At 41.5% G+C, this 13,025-nt stretch carries 12 protein-coding genes; 3 read left to right on the top strand and 9 right to left on the bottom strand.

Translation table 11 applies throughout. The annotated features are described in order from the left end of the window. Window positions 1–261: transposase (locus H569_RS20540; RefSeq protein WP_157833547.1), on the top strand; the 261-nt coding region annotated here is incomplete at its 5' end. On the opposite strand, the gene csm4 is transcribed toward H569_RS20540, so the two are convergent. Genes csm4 through cas10 form a run of 4 tightly spaced genes read right to left on the bottom strand, consistent with a single transcriptional unit; the run spans window position 256 to window position 4,408 of the window. Continuing rightward, on the bottom strand, window positions 256–756 hold the full coding sequence (gene csm4 / locus H569_RS20535) for a type III-A CRISPR-associated RAMP protein Csm4 (RefSeq protein ID WP_051273683.1): 501 nt from the start codon (window positions 754–756) through the stop codon (window positions 256–258). The genes H569_RS20540 and csm4 overlap by 6 nt on opposite strands. A 12-nt stretch (window positions 757–768) precedes the next feature. Then, window positions 769–1,419, bottom strand: a complete 651-nt coding sequence (csm3, locus tag H569_RS0114800) for a type III-A CRISPR-associated RAMP protein Csm3 (RefSeq protein WP_027365632.1) — start codon at window positions 1,417–1,419, stop codon at window positions 769–771. Between the two features lie 2 nt (window positions 1,420–1,421). Continuing rightward, on the bottom strand, window positions 1,422–1,961 hold the full coding sequence (gene csm2 / locus H569_RS0114795; protein WP_027365631.1) for a type III-A CRISPR-associated protein Csm2: 540 nt from the start codon (window positions 1,959–1,961) through the stop codon (window positions 1,422–1,424). 5 nt (window positions 1,962–1,966) lie between these two features. Next, window positions 1,967–4,408 carry a type III-A CRISPR-associated protein Cas10/Csm1 gene (gene cas10 / locus H569_RS0114790; protein WP_027365630.1) on the bottom strand — a complete coding sequence of 814 codons (2,442 nt, stop codon included), beginning with the start codon at window positions 4,406–4,408 and terminating at the stop codon, window positions 1,967–1,969. A gap of 155 nt (window positions 4,409–4,563) precedes the next feature. Here cas10 and H569_RS0114785 point away from each other — a divergent pair, with 155 nt between their 5' ends. After that, a complete protein-coding gene (locus H569_RS0114785; protein ID WP_027365629.1) occupies window positions 4,564–4,836 on the top strand; it encodes a YlcI/YnfO family protein in 273 nt (90 codons plus the stop codon). After that, window positions 4,829–5,215, top strand: coding sequence for a type II toxin-antitoxin system VapC family toxin (locus H569_RS0114780; protein ID WP_027365628.1), 387 nt, complete (start codon window positions 4,829–4,831; stop codon window positions 5,213–5,215). Before H569_RS0114785 ends, H569_RS0114780 begins: the two co-directional genes overlap by 8 nt. Window positions 5,216–5,421: 206 nt before the next feature. Here the strand turns inward: H569_RS0114780 and H569_RS0114775 are convergent, their stop codons facing one another. The 5 genes from H569_RS0114775 to cas6 all read right to left on the bottom strand — a co-directional run bounded on the left by H569_RS0114775 (window position 5,422) and on the right by cas6 (window position 12,776). Then, a complete protein-coding gene (locus H569_RS0114775; protein WP_027365627.1) occupies window positions 5,422–6,150 on the bottom strand; it encodes a hypothetical protein in 729 nt (242 codons plus the stop codon). A gap of 2 nt (window positions 6,151–6,152) precedes the next feature. Further along, window positions 6,153–7,121, bottom strand: coding sequence for a DevR family CRISPR-associated autoregulator (locus H569_RS0114770; protein WP_027365626.1), 969 nt, complete (start codon window positions 7,119–7,121; stop codon window positions 6,153–6,155). Window positions 7,122–7,156: 35 nt separating this feature from the next. Beyond that, window positions 7,157–8,851 carry a hypothetical protein gene (locus H569_RS0114765; RefSeq protein WP_027365625.1) on the bottom strand — a complete coding sequence of 565 codons (1,695 nt, stop codon included), beginning with the start codon at window positions 8,849–8,851 and terminating at the stop codon, window positions 7,157–7,159. 17 nt (window positions 8,852–8,868) lie between these two features. Next, window positions 8,869–11,292 carry a CRISPR-associated helicase Cas3' gene (cas3, locus tag H569_RS0114760; protein WP_027365624.1) on the bottom strand — a complete coding sequence of 808 codons (2,424 nt, stop codon included), beginning with the start codon at window positions 11,290–11,292 and terminating at the stop codon, window positions 8,869–8,871. A 506-nt stretch (window positions 11,293–11,798) separates the two neighbouring features. Then, window positions 11,799–12,776 carry a CRISPR system precrRNA processing endoribonuclease RAMP protein Cas6 gene (cas6, locus tag H569_RS0114750; RefSeq protein ID WP_027365622.1) on the bottom strand — a complete coding sequence of 326 codons (978 nt, stop codon included), beginning with the start codon at window positions 12,774–12,776 and terminating at the stop codon, window positions 11,799–11,801. Between the last annotated feature and the right edge of the window lie 249 nt (window positions 12,777–13,025).

The raw sequence follows: 13,025 nt of genomic DNA, 5'->3' as shown, positions 1-13,025 counted from the left end.
AACAAAGAGATAGAGAAGGAACAAAAACGCCTGGAACGGCAAGATGCCAGCGAACGTAATGCTGTAGAAGGTAAATTCGGCGAAGGGAAGCGGCGCTACAGTTTGGCTCGTATTATGGCACGCCTGAAAGAGACCGCCGAAAGCGTGATTTGTCTACAGTTCCTGGTGATGAACTTGGAGCATAGACTCCGTGTTCTTTTGTTCTATTTTCTGCGGCACCTATTTCGGTATAATCTAGCTTTAGTTCGACCGTCATTATAGTGTTTTAATTGAAATTAGGATTGGTTCAGCAAACCCTACATAGCTAACTTCTTCCTCAAAAAGCCGGCCTCCTTCCGTCGTAGTACCAGTTATACGGTTGAGTTGGTTTTGTATACCGGCAATCCGGATGAACGGGTCATTTTTTTCCTCAATTGTTACTTTGTTTCCTTTGATTAAACCTAAGAATTCTTGTGGGGTAAGGTAGTTAATTTTTTTCAGTCTTTTACCTTCCCTGGCCAACATTAACTGCTCTGCACGGGTTTCGGGAGCGGCATTTTTTACTTTGATCACCGGTTTGGGCAGAAGTTCTCCCGGGAAAGCGTTGGAGATTATAAACCACGGTTTTCCCGAACAAAAATCCGCCAGCATTGCTTTTAGTGCATTAGCTCCCTCTTTGTAGCGCATGGCCCAGCAAAGCCCGCCAAAAATGGTATCAGCCTGGAAAGGGGTGATAAAACCGCTGTTTAATCTTAATTTTATCCGATAGGTTTCCACGGTAATTCCCCTTTATAGATCAAATTCATTGCCGTCTATTGTAGTATGAATAAAGCGCACCTTGCCGTAGCCCCTGGACCCGGAGCTGCCCAGATACTCCATCTGCACCATCCCCAGTCCTTCCTTGACGAAGTTCAGTATTTCCTGTTCATCATCTTCTTTAAATATCCTCAGCACAATTTCAAAATCAAACTTGGCACCTGCCGGGACCCGTTCCGTCGGCCGGGGATGGGCCGCCCCGGTTTTTCGATTGACTAGGTTTTCATATTTAACCTCGGCGTAAAACATACCCTTTTCCTGGTTGGCTGCTTTAAGCTCAGCTACCGATTCAGCGGTAAGAAAAGCGTCCCTGACAATGATTCTGGTGGGACCAAGCTTGCTTTCCCTGGCTTTGTGAGTGCCGAATACTTTACATACCAGGCAATTCCCACAGGTGCACGGATCACCGGATTGTTTCGTCCTTTCAGAATGTTTCAACTCAAGCAGTGAGCGCATCCGGCCCTTTAACGAGGAACCTGGGATATATGGTAAACCGGTAACCGGGTTCCGGATGATGGGGTTGTCCATCCCGCCGATTTCAATGTCGTCTTTGGAACCGCCGATTCTAAGGCCCGTTTCGCACAAAATTACGCCACTTATCACTACATGCTTACTCAGTTCCATGTTTAATACCTCCTGTTACTATTGTCTTTAAAGTAGGCCAGCACACTCTGAAAGTGTTCGACAAAACCTGCAAGGTGTTGGGGATCTTTAACAGCCAGTTTAATGTTGGTGTTGATAAACCGGCGAAATTCCTCCGGAACATTATCATTGCGGGCCACGGCATCGGCCACATTGGGATAAAAACTGTACAGGCCCGGCTTAATCTCCTCAAAGTTGGCGTTATCCTTATACCTGGCGTAGATGCCCCGCAATTTATTATAAAAACGCCTGAGCGAAGCGCTGGTCATACCTTTGGCAGACAATACGGCGGCAACCAGCTCGGCCTCGGATGTGAAAATTTCCTCCCGCAGGTAGCCCTGATCATAGAAATAACCGTTTTGCAGGTAATCGGAGCCCAACCCCGGCGCATTATATTCGGGCCTTTGCTGTGGTTTAAATGAACCGCTATGTATCCTCCCGTCCCCTTTATGGGCACTAAAACACTGGGGGCAATACTGGTAATTATCAAATGTTGTTTTCCCGCAATCCCGGCATTTACCCATATCCCTCACTCCTTCGCCAAAAAGGCATATTTTATTAAAAAGTCCAGGTAAACGGTATAATCGTGATCAAAAAGTTTGAGCTTTTCCGCCCACAACCTTACAGCCAGCTTCTCCGGCTCATATTGATCCGGGAGTGGAAAAGTCCTGGCAATGGTGTAGTTAAGCAGAGGCAAATATTTTAGACCTCTCACGTCACCACGGATATAAAACTGCTGGTACATGGCAAAGAAAACCAATAGTTTTCTCAAAAAACCAGTGGACACTTCACCATTTTCCAGCCATTCTGTCAACTGATCGGCCATTTCCAAAATTGGCCGTGCCCTGGGCCATTTCATGGTTCTCCCCAGGAAGGTTAACTGGTTTCTGCCTTCCGTTTCTCCCTTGAGCATGGTTTCCTTCGACTCCTCCAGCGCCTCCCCGGCCACCTGCAAACTTTTTGATACCGGGATATCTGGTTTTATAAGGCCAATTCCTGCCGATAGAGTAATATTATCATTGTCATTGGTAAATTTTTTAAATTCATCCTGCACTGCCAGGGCCAGTTCCTTGATCTCGTCCCAGGGTCCCACAATGAGCAGGTCGTCTCCGCCGGAGTAGACCGTATAACAGGAATTAAATTTTATATTTAGCAACTGTTCCACCCGCCCGGAAAAGAACAGTTCCAGCATTCTGCTCATGGTGGCGATCCTGGAAATACTGTTACGGTCAACAATATCATCGCGCAGACCGTAAACAAACAGGCTCCCCAGGTTGTCCACATCGGCTTTCAGATAGCCCAACAATTTGCGACCCCGCGCTCTATTAGCCAGGCAATCAAAATACACAGGGCTGCCCGGTGCCGGCTTAATCTCGTCAGCGCAACCAGGACATCCATGACAGTTTTCTTCGGCTGCCAGGGGTATATAGTTGGCCATAAATTTGGACAGGGCTGGGTGGCTGACCAATTCCGTCAGATTTGTTTCATTTAACTTATAAATCAAATAGCCCGGATACCGGTCATCAGGTGGATTAATAAAAAGGGTTAAATTATAATCACCGTATAGTGGAAAAGTTGCATTACTATATTGGGCGGTCACCTTGCCTTTGGCAAAACCGACATACGAAGCGGCAGGAAGCAATGTGCCCATGCGCATGTCGCGCCGGCATTGCCAACATAAAGCGTCCCCATCACCGCTTAATGTTGCTTCTCGTTTATTGCAACTTCGGCATATACCGGTGTGCAGGCTGCGGTTATCCACTTTGAAACGACTTTTGCTCCAATCTCCTTTTTCCACCAGATATCCTTTAAGGGGAGCGTTTTTCCTATTATTCAACTTTTCAGCCAGCTCGCTCAATATTTCCCCGAAACTATGAAAAGCACACCCGCTAAACGCCACCTGACCCAGATTAATGATTATTTCACCGCCAAATTCGACTACGGACCACCGGTCCAGCTCATTCTGGAATTCCTTAATCCTTTCTTCCGAACCAGGCAAGTTAGGTAAAAGCACATAAAACTTGCCGCCGGAAGACATGACAATGTTGGCTATTGGTAAATTGAACGCATGGATTAGCCTGTGACTGATGGCTTCGCTTAAAGCACTGAGGTAAAACGAACGGGCCCTGAGCCGCTTGGCCACGCCACCGACTCCTATATTGGCAATATCAAAAATATAGTTCTGAATACCGGATAAATCACCTATCACCAGGCGAAACTTATCAGCCCGGCCATCGGCAACATCCCTTGGATTAAGGTTCCCTGGATTTTTATGGTAATGATACAGACAGGCCGCAATAGCACTGGTGGTGCGCAGGTGATCAAACAATGAGATATCAGGATTCATTTCCTGAGTATTGGCCGGTACGCACCATGTATAGCGCTGTAGTATAGATAGCAGATGGGCATAAAGGCAATCAAAATCTGCAAGGTTAATACTTTGCACCATGCTGTCAAATTCCCGGCCGAAAGCATTTAAATAATTATTGGTTTGTTCCACATCCAGCTTTTGCAAAGATTGCGGGAAAGCGTTGGCCGGATTCAACAGGTGCAGTTTGTACTTTTGGGCCTCCGGCGTGGGGCAAGTTAGTTTAAGTCGGGCAAATACCGAATCCAGGGGCACTGTTTTATAGTCCCTGTAGCTATCCGATTCCTCCCCCCGCTCCGCCGAAGAGTAATTATCAGCGGTGCTGACCAGGTAAGCCAGCGGCCGTATGGTAGGGTCAGCCTGCTGCACCCTTAGTTCAGGAGGGAAATTATTTGACTTGTGATGACACTGCACAAGTTCAATCAATAAATCCACATCGGCAACTTTTTCAAATACTTCCCGCCTGGCCTTGATAAAACTGGCCGAAACCGCCGGGTATTTACCGGCAACTTTGAGCGAGCCGGTAAACTCACCCCTGTGCAGAAACTTGCCTATATCGTGCAGAAGACCGGCTAATACCACCGTTTGGTACTCTTTTTCCATTGCACTAATCCCCTAAATAAGCATTTTTAACATATTTTAAAAATTTTTGCTATTTCCTGCCCCGGTTTGTAATTCCATCCGCATCTCAACGGTCTTGTAAAAAAATTAAGTTGTGTATATACTTAAAATAAAAAATATATATACAAGGTGATTAAATGGAAAAAACAAAATTGACACCCATTAGGTTTCCTACCGACCTGTTAACTGATTTAGATAAATATGTTGGCGAAGGTTATAGAAGTAAATTCATCATTGATGCCACGCGAAAAGAACTACAAAGGGCAAAACAAAGAAAGGCTATTCAAAATGCATCGGGCATATTTGATCAAAAGGATTACCCTGAGTTCAAAACATCTGAGGATATTTCAAACTGGGTAAGAAAGCTACGGGAGGAATCTGAAGCCAGAAGGAGAGACCTTTTTGAGTAACGGTTTTCTTTTAGATACCACCATCCTCATAGACCTATTCCGAGGTCGTCGTGAAGCTATTGTTTTTCTTGATCAATTAGCTCAAGAAGGCTCTCTATTTATTTGCCCTATCGTAGTGGCAGAAATCTTTTCAGGTGTCCGTCCCGAAGAACTATCTAAAATTGAGGAGTTTTTCGAAGCAATGAATTTCTGTCCTATCGATTACAGAACGGCAAAAAGGGCAGGCCTATACAGGCGTGATTTTCAGAAAAAGGGAATTACCCTCAGCATATCCGATACCCTTATTGCCGCAACTGCCATCGATCATTCCCTTACCCTGGTTACTAAGAATGTACGTCACTTTCCCATGAAAGAATTAGATGTTATTGAGCACTTATAAATTTAAGGACGCTTGACCCCTGGAGTTGCTGGGAACAACTTCAGGGGCTTTCCATTACTACCGCCGATCTACAATTAGAACGACGAGGGTGGGCTGCCTTGTTTTTCGGCAAAATTATCCAGACTGTGTTAGCTTCTTAAATGGGTATTTGCTCCAGATAAAAATCAGGCGGGCAAACTCAAAATTTAAGCGCTAAATTTTACCAGTTACAAGTCATTGTGATAGTAAGTATAACTTTTTGAACTAGTAACTTGTCGATAGGGAAGCATATATGGCTTTAAAATACGATGCTTACCCAATTCAATATTTTTATCGGAATAGCTATTGATTCGTTCAAATAAGTCTTTAGTGTCAGTATCACCTATATCGTCCAAGTATTGAGTAACCTTATAGCAGTCCGGGTTGAAATGGTTACTGGATGATGGCACAGGTAAAATAAATCCTGTTAATTCCCCTTCTACCACCCGCGCTTGGCAAAATTGAAGAAAACTACCACGTTTACCAAGATAGTTGATGTGAGCTAATACCCTGGTAATTTTTTCTATATCCTTCGTGGTCAAGCTTTCCGCTACTAAAGCTATTTGAAATAAACCTTTATAATAACAGAATTCGCGGAAGGCTATTGAAGAAATGTAAGGTTGATAAATATTTTTTTGTTTTGGCTCCCTTTTAATTTTAATAAATGTATGATTTACAGTTAGATGCTCCGGCGGACGCAACCTTATTTCCCGGCTTTTGATAGTAGCAAACACCCACTTGGCCAATTTCTCCCCTTCAGCCCTAAATGCAGCGTCCACCATAGCCAGTTTGCAAGCGTATGGTGTAGGAACAAAAAGGGTTTTGCCACCGCTCGAAGTGCTATAACTACTGCGCAAAGAAAATAATGATACAGGAATAAACGATGCAACCAGCCAGCTTTGATCATTGGTTTTCATAATTACTTTCCCTCGTAAGGTTTAACTTCTTCAATCAAGCTTCCCATTTGTTTAGCGAATTCCCCCAAAGATTTAAACGGATACAATATTATGGCATTTGGTTCAAGTTTATCAAGTGCTTCTTTTATAGCACTAATTTCTTCCTTATATTGACTATTTAAAGCACTTGCAATAGGAGCTGGCACGGTACTCTTGGATATGGAAATAATCCCTTCGAAATTAGTAACATGGGGATTTTGAGTATTACGGTGAGCCCCGTTGGGTTTAAGAAATGCAAAAAGTACACTCTCTAAAATAGTTTTAATTCGTTTTTCACGCTCGTCATCCGTCACGACATATTCAAAGTTTATGTCGTTTCGCCCTAACCTATATAAATCGACATTTAAAACTACTGCATATTGACCGGATGATGCAGGGCGGTGAAATATATTTTGCCCGGTATTGGCACCGCTTTCATCGCCGGATCCTTTACCCCGCCCCTCGGGAGCAAATTTTACATGAAAATATGATTCTGTTCTGGTAATATCCGGTCGTCCAATAACCCATCCAAATTCAAGAACAGACTTACGGCCAATAGCTCTTTTTTTGCCGCCAACCTCACTGGTAATAAGGATACCTTCTGCATCATCAATAACACATTTTTTAATTGTCTCACTAAGGACGACACTATCTGGAGTATCCTTGGGTATAGCACCTGCAAAATCAACGTCCGCCACTATACGGTTAGCATCAAACCTCTGACATGGTCCGCAAAGTGGGAGCCTCTTTTCCACAGCCAAATTAAATAAATGTTCTGCCTGGATGTGTTTAAACATATCCCCTGAAATAGCGTTAACGGCATGTAGTTTTCCCTGTTCATCTACAACCTGCACCTGACGTGTCTGAAGATAATTGCCTTCAGACCCTTCGTTATTTAAAGAATGTAGATTTAAAGTAACAAGTCCGGATATGGCCAGTGAATGAATTTTCATAAATCTTGACCTCCTCATTTAGTTTGTTTAAAAGTTTATTTTTCGGGAGCATCTTCGTCACGAGGCTCTCTGGCATAACCATAGCCTAAAAGAAGCATACCCACCAACTCAGAACCGAATTTTTCGATTAAATCAAAAACATTGTTAAGATCTTCAGTAGTAACATTTTTGCGGGTTTCCTTCTTTTGTTCAGCCTGCCTGACATTTTCAGCGTTATACTGTTGAACAAACTCCGCTAATTCAATCAAAAACTCATTTTCAAATTTAGCTTTCCGCTTCCAGCTTTGGGCCAGTCCATATTTGATCTCATATGGGGCTTTCCCTGTCATGGATTTTCTAATTTGCGGGTTAATGGTTGTCTTTCTTATAGCCGTTGCAATGTTTTGAAAGCCAACATTTTCAATAATTTCTTTAAAACTCGCCATAAATATCCTCCTTAAGTTTATAGTGGTAAAAGCTTGGGCGTGCTTTTTTTGAACTTTGCATTTAATAAAGTGAATTCCATAGCCAGCAAGAAAGGATAAGAAAGTGCTAAGGTCTCCCGTAGACAGGAAATCACGATAAATTAACAATAACGCTACATCATCGGAATGTCCTTCATCCAAAGTTCCCAGGCATTTTTTATGTTCATCCAGAATAGCCAACCAATCCTCAGCATCTTTATGTGTGTTGATATAGAACCAATCCGGCAGCCCTAAAAATGAAATATTCATAACAGCTGAAGCAGTGCCTAAATTTTTGAAATAAGTATTATAAATACCTTTAATTATGTCTTTAGGGGTACGCCCTGCAAATTTAAAAGATCCCGTTCCCTGTTGGAATTCCTCAGAATATATGATCAACTTTTCCGCAATATCAAGGGTTGCCCTAATGTCCAGATATACAGAACCCCAGAGACGATCGCCCAGCAAATCGTTTCTTATACTTTTTAAACTTGATACGGTAATATCCCCGGGTGCTATTACCAACACTTTGGTATCTTTACCATCACTTCCAGTATTATAAGTGAGAAGTGCCAGTTGCATTGCCCTAAATTTCATCCATTCTTCAAACCAGTCCAGTAATTTTGGTGTTATAGAACCCGGAGTACTGCTGTTAGGCTTTGGCCGATGTACCCCTTTACCAGCTATGGGGTTAAAAAGTTGTAGTGTTGAAACAGCTTTTTGCAAATTTTTGTCATTATAATCATTATTAATGTAATTTTCTAATCCATAGCAATACAATTTCCCTGCAAGTATAACAGGCATCTCCTTTGTTTCAAGAATAGCTTCAAACAGTTGATTATAAGCATTTGAACCCATACGCATGGAGTTAAAGGTTTTAAACACAGGCAGGTCAGCTTTAGGTTTTGATGGTATTACAAGACCCTGTTCCTGTAAAACTTTCTCTAATTGTTTCTTTTTTTTAGCAGCTGACTTTTGATAATCCCTGTAATTTTTCTCTACTTCCCTTTCTTCCTCATAATCGTAATGAGGATATCCAGGGGGAACAGAATCGGTCTTTTTAATTCTGATATAAGGGTAGCCTGGGTCAGGCTTCCACTTTAAAACTTCTTCAGTTGATAAGCCCGGTGTAACCTCAATGACGTAATTATCCCCCCCATCAATAATTGAAATTTTTCTGGAATTACCGTTATGTTCAAATGCACCTAATAAATCTGCCAACCCGATAGCTACTAAGGCATCTGCATAAGATCCCGTCTTTTTGGCTACTTTAAATTCCCCGGACAATATAACATCCTCCTTCACTAAATTGCCAACGAATTCTGATCAGCCAAGCGAACTCTACGAACTAAAAACCAATATAAAGCTAACCATTCCCGGTTATTACCTGCTGTAATCATCATTTTCTGAAAATCTTTTTTGCCCGACTTCCCTACTGGTACAATCAATTCAGAAAAATATTTGCTTATGCCCAAAGGTTCGAGGGATTTACCTATCCAATGCTTGGCTCCCGGCCATAGTATATAATCGCTGACATCCTTCGTTCTTGCGCTATGATGCCGTGCAATAGTGGTTATACATATCATTGTTAGTATTTGCGCCAGTTCCTCGTGATCGGTTTCCGCCAGTAACCAATCATAGATTCCGTTCGCTACCATAAAAGCTCCCTCGGCAGCGTGGGTTCCCCTATCATAAGACCGGTTTTTCTGTCTTTTTATGTCACCATTTTCGGGGCGGAAAGTAGAGTGGGCCAGTGGTTGACCTTTAAAATTTTCCGCGTCTATTGGATAATAGTCTGTTTGCCACGACCAGATACCATCTTGCCATTTCTGCGTTAATTTACCACTGTCGTGTAAAACACAGATTAAATCTACTAGCTTAGCAACAATACCGGCAGGTAGATGCAAGTTAAATTCTAGCTTTTCAAGACCATTTTGGTGACAGGTAATATTTTTTCTATTAAATTTCAGTGTAGCATTAGCATGTGTAATATATGACTCAATTTGATAGCCATAAGGCTTAAACCCGCTCTTTTCTTTGTAACGAATCGGCACTGCACACCCTGGCTCACCCAGGCATAATCCCAACTCGGAACAATAACTAGCTACATTAGGGGATAAAGCTAATAACCAGGCATTTTGCAGCTGTTGCTTTGAGGTAATGGGATCCCAGGATAGGCTAAGATCTGCCGTTTCCTGGTCATGTTCCACAGGATACCATCCGATTGGCCTGTCCCCCTCCCGGCCAAGAAATTTTTTAATTGTATATAAGCTTGTTGCTGGGATAGACAGCATTTGAGGGTGCTTTTCAAACAGTATCTCAACCGGATCCCCAGTTAAAATAATATTTATTGATTGAATATCACGAATTAATTCTCTTATTAATGCGGGATTACCCGTATCAATAGCTTCATCAACTTTTTTCCGCCAGCTGGAAATTGATTGACAAATACCTAATAAAGCATTTACTTCATTTACATGAACCTCATCAATTAACTTTTGTTCATCAGAAAAGTACAAACAAGAGCCGTTTCTTTTGATTATGATCTCCCGGGTTTTCCTTACCAGATCAGCATTTTCCTTACTGTACGGACCTAACTTATACTGACCATTAGAAGTTTGCTCAAGTTCGTAAACCCAAACCGTGCCCTTATTTCTTGGGGCAGAATACCTGGCACAGCGCCCTGCCCGCTGTAACAAGGCATTTGCCGTGCATAGTTCTGTATGTAAATTATCTGCACTTATATCTATACCAGCTTCAATTACTTGGGTTGCAACTAGGATAACATTTGTTTTAATTGCCCTAGGACCAAGATATAAAGCCAATTCATATTCTTTTACCCGCCGGTGCTCAGGGTAAAAACGGCTGTGAAGTAATATGAGATGGCAGCCTGCCGGGAGTTCTTCTTTAATATTTTTATATATCTCTTGTGCTCTGGCGACTGTATTACAGACAACTATTGTTCGTCCATTACTATGGTGTTTTAAAATATTACTTGCAGATAAAGGTTCCCCCACCCAGCGGTATTCTCTTTCCTTATCCCGATGACTGGGCATATTCATAAGTTCTTCCTGTGAAACTGTGATTACATCCGCATCAATATGCTCTTTTAAAATACTAATCGCGTTAGAAGATAGTGTAGCAGTCATCAAAAGAAACTGAGTATAAGGCTTTAAACGATCAACCATCTCTAATACTGTTGCAAAAGATTTTTCAGGATCTAATAAATGTACCTCATCTAATACCACTAACGAACCAATATATGCTCCAGCATTTATGTTTACCATTCTAGGAGATAGTGAAAGAGGTATATTTAAATATCCCGCTAATAATTGGTCAATGGTTGTAAAACAAATATCCCCTTGAAAATACCTATCCTCCTGTTGCTCACCTGTTTGTATCGTGATACAAATTTCTTTATTATCATACCTTTTTGCAATCGCATTTTTATTTACTACAAAAACATTCTTGCAATCATCCAATGTAGAGATAAATAAACTACTTGCTAAACTCCTTAATGGTAAAGCATAGAAAACACGGTCAACAAATGGTTTTCTTTCAAATTTGCTTTTTAGATAAGGTATTAAAGCTGCCCATGTTTTACCCGCACCCGTTGGGGCTGAAAGAATCACATTACGCCCGTATAATAATGAGTTGACCACTTGCTTTTGAAATTTATATAATGTAGCACCCGGTTTACCTATCAGAGATTGAAACAATTCATCCAATTAACATATCACCTACTTTCCTTTGGAATCTTAATCTTGTTTAGAAGAAATTAGTATAATAGCCATTTTATTCATATTTTCTGGTACTGAGCATTTCAAATAGAAACTATCTTTTTGCGTAAAGATATATCCCGAACTATATAACATATACACATGGCGAATAAATGATAAGATTTCATATACAGGTTTACAAAGTTGAAATATAAAGCTAAGAAAATGGATAAGCAATTTAATCATTTCTGCCCCCTATAAGAATGATTGTTATATTTAATTTATCTTTATATAAAACACTAGAAAATATGCAAGAGAGGGCTTGAAATACTTACCAATACTTCATAATAATTATTTATGAAAATGGTCATTATAAAAAATGAGATTTTAAAGAGCCCGCCAACAAGGGAACTGAAAGTATATAAATGTCTGTTACATTTTTATTAATAAGACCCGTAAACAAGGGGACTATCGTTAAATTTTAATTACTATATAAACATCATGTGTCTTAGCCATTACAGGCTTTTCTTAACAAAATTGCCCGCCACCTCATACTTCCCCATCCCAAATGTAACTGCCTTACCCACGTGTGTCCACTGGCCCAGGATCAACAACGGCCAAAATTCCGACAGGTCTCCGGCGTAGGTTACCTTTCCCACCAGGCCGCCCAGGTTCATTCTGGTATCCTGGCGGGAGGAGTAGCGTTCCCAGTCCACCCACTTGGTATCTTCCGATACGATCCGTACTGCTTCCGCCCGTTTGATCAGGTCTTGAAAATCCCCTACCTGCTTAATATCGTGGTGAAAATAATAAATAGAAGACAATCGCCGCAGCAAATTTCTTATCAAAACATGAAAAAGAATCTGCCCTACAAAATTGCCATTGTATTTTAGTCTGGTCATGGTCTGAAATACCACCGTCACTTCGTCATGCACCAGGTCATCGCTACTGTTCAATACATCCAGTCCGTTTATGGTTAAATCCACGTTGTGAACCAGCTCATTTTCTCCGGAGTAAATTATTTTCCGCTCACCCCCCAGGTCATTGACAGCCGCCACCTTGGCAAGGCGGTATGGATTTCTTCCTTTGCCGATACCCATTTCCCCCAGTTCCCGAAAAACAACAATAAAATATGGTAAATATTCAATGGCCCGGCCAAACAGAAGGAGATTCATATATAGCACTTCCCCGGGAGCATAATATGTTTTTGTCTCCAATGGTGGTTCAATAATGAAGGGTTTGGATACAGCGGCATAGTTGCGCAGGACATCCGCATCCGGAGGCGGTGCGGTTTCAAAAATATATGCATAGGGGCAGTTGATTTTCAGCAAACATGATAAGCATTCCTGAGCCCGCTGGGCACAGGCAATTCTCCGAAAGGCATTGCCGAATCCACCCCGCAAAGTGGAACCCTTATACGGAGGTAGATACAGCCCCTGTTCACCGGCTTCAAGCATTAATTCATATTTTGCTATTTTAAACTGGTCATACATTTCTCATGATCACCCGTTTCAATGAGTTCATAAATAATACTATAAATTGATATATCTGTGAAAAAGCCGGCGGAGCTATAAAAAATTATCTGCCGTTAACTTTGCTGCTCAATTTATTCTTTTCTTAAAAAATCTTACCGGATTGGTTATGTATGGGAAATACAATATTTGTCTAGGTTTCAACACTTAGCCAACAAATTCCTGCTTCTTGCCATAATTATTTCCATAATATACAAATATTCTACTCTG

It is taken from the genome of Desulfotruncus alcoholivorax DSM 16058, assembly GCF_000430885.1.
GTDB lineage: Bacteria > Bacillota > Desulfotomaculia > Desulfotomaculales > Desulfallaceae > Desulfotruncus > Desulfotruncus alcoholivorax.
This window is presented reverse-complemented; position numbering and strand designations above follow the sequence as displayed.